This window comes from Limnobaculum eriocheiris (genome assembly GCF_021010575.1).
GTDB classification, from domain to species: Bacteria; Pseudomonadota; Gammaproteobacteria; order Enterobacterales; family Enterobacteriaceae; genus Limnobaculum; species Limnobaculum eriocheiris.
The window spans coordinates 1-555 of record NZ_JAJNAG010000108.1; the positions used below are offsets into that span (position 1 = coordinate 1).

General features: G+C 42.2%; 1 protein-coding gene. It reads right to left on the bottom strand.

The window, feature by feature from the left end; all coding sequences use genetic code 11:
- Positions 1–555, bottom strand: a 555-nt coding sequence (locus LPW36_RS17705) for a hypothetical protein (protein ID WP_230611906.1), incomplete at both ends; no start/stop codon positions are given.

Consider the following 555-nt stretch of genomic DNA (forward strand, 5'->3'; position numbering starts at 1 on the left):
ATCGACAGCTTTCGATACATCCCCTATTTTCTCTTGTGTTTTTTCGTTGTCATCCAGCTTTTCCTGCAATAACCAGCTCCACAGACTCTTTTCACCCCCACTTAACACATGGAAATAGAAAGTCTTATTGCTGCGCATCAAACTATCCCAAATCGCATATTGTTCGGGAAGTTTTGCCAGTGTCACATTGCCTTTCAACATTGCAATGGCATCGTCAATATAGCCTTTATGGGCATCCAACCCATCAGACTCACATTCAATTAGCCAGAATTCGACACTGTTATATTTCTTTATCTTCATCGCTTCTGAGGATGGCTGTGACTGACTGCCAAACAGCCAGGTCACATACATCAGATAATCGTAATTATGTTGTTCAACTTCAGACAGCAGGCTTTTAAACGCTGCGCTATTATTCTTTTCAAAGGTATCAAGTTTATCTGTGGAAAGTCTCTTCTGCAGTTTTTCCCACTCTTTTTTAAAGCCAAACTCAGCGGCTTTTTCTGGTGTAAGAACCAGTCTGGTCTTCGGGCCCAGACTGGTCACTTTATCCGTTGG